Below are 1,267 nucleotides of genomic sequence, written 5' to 3'. Positions count from 1 at the left end.
CCGCCGTGGTGACGGCGGCACGCAGCCGGATGTGGCGGATCAGGGCCTTGCCGAGCGAGGCCTCCGGGCCCTCCGCGAGCAGCCGGTCGGGGTGGCCGGCGGGCGGCCGGGCGGCGATGGCCATGGCGGGCAGCATGTCCGTGGGAGCTGTCACGGTGGCTGACCGGGTGGGATGATCTTGTGATTGGTCATGCGGGGAGGGGCCGTCCGTGGACAGCGCGCCGCCGTCGTACCAGGGGCACCGGTACCCGGTCGAGGTCATCTCCCACTGCGTGAGGCGGTACGTCCGCTTCCCGCTGTCGTTCCGCGAGGTCGAAGAACTCATGCTCCAGCGCGGCGTCCTTGTCTCCCACGAGACGGTGCGCCGCTGGTGTGCCACGCTCGGTCAGGCCTGCGCCGACGGACTGGGCCGGCCCGGGCCCGGCGACACGTGGCACCTGGACGAGGTCTTCGTGAGGATCAATGGTGTGCCGCAGTACCGGTGACGGGCCAGCGACGCCGACGGCACCGTGCTCGACCTCCTGGTCCAGGGCCGAAGGGACACCGCCGCGGCCCGGCGCTTCTTCCGCAAGCTGCTCAAGAGAACCCGCTCGGTGCCGCGGGTGATCGTCACCGACCAGCTGCGCTCCTGCGGCGCGGCCCACCGCGAGGTCATACCGTCGGTCGAGCACCGCTCGCACCGGGGCCTGAACAACCGGGCCGAGAACTCCCACCGGCCGACGAGGCAGCGCGAACGCGCCATGAAGGGCTCTTCCGCTGCGTGGGCGGGGTCCAGCGGTTCCTGGCCGCGTTCAGCGGCATCTCACCCCACTTCCGGCCCCGCCGCCACCCGATGACCGCCCCCGAATACCGCACCGAGATGACCCTCCGCTTCGCCATCCGGGATCAGATGACCGGCGTCGCCGGCCTGCCCGCCGCGGCCTGAGCACGAAAGCCGGAACCCGGCCCCACCACACCCGACACCCCGTCAGGCACTCACACACTCCACAACGTGACAGCGCCCACTCCAGCAAGGGCTGAGCCTGCCGACCGGCCGGCAGACGGGCGGGGTCGGGCGGTTCGGCCGCCCAGGAGGCCGAACCGCCCGTACCCTTCGGGGTGTCTACGGCGTCACATGGCGGGCGCCACACACTGGAGGCCATACCTCGTGCTGATCGCTCAGCGTCCGTCACTGACCGAAGAGGTCGTCGACGAGTTCCGCTCCCGGTTCGTGATCGAGCCGCTGGAGCCGGGCTTCGGCTACACCCTCGGCAACTCCCTCCGCCGC

2 pseudogenes are annotated in these 1,267 nt (G+C 71.7%); both read left to right on the top strand.

Going from position 1 to position 1,267, the window contains the following annotated elements:
• Nucleotides 1-209 precede the first annotated feature (209 nt).
• A pseudogene (locus AB0I73_RS41380) lies at nucleotides 210-925 on the top strand (IS6 family transposase).
• A 222-nt stretch (nucleotides 926-1,147) separates the two neighbouring features.
• Nucleotides 1,148-1,267: pseudogene (locus tag AB0I73_RS41375) on the top strand (DNA-directed RNA polymerase subunit alpha); the annotation flags it as partial.

The organism is Streptomyces sp. NPDC050388 (genome assembly GCF_040655635.1).
In the GTDB taxonomy this organism is placed as follows: Bacteria; Actinomycetota; Actinomycetes; order Streptomycetales; family Streptomycetaceae; genus Streptomyces.
Note: the sequence above shows the minus strand (reverse complement) of the source record. Positions and strands in the feature narration are given on the sequence as shown.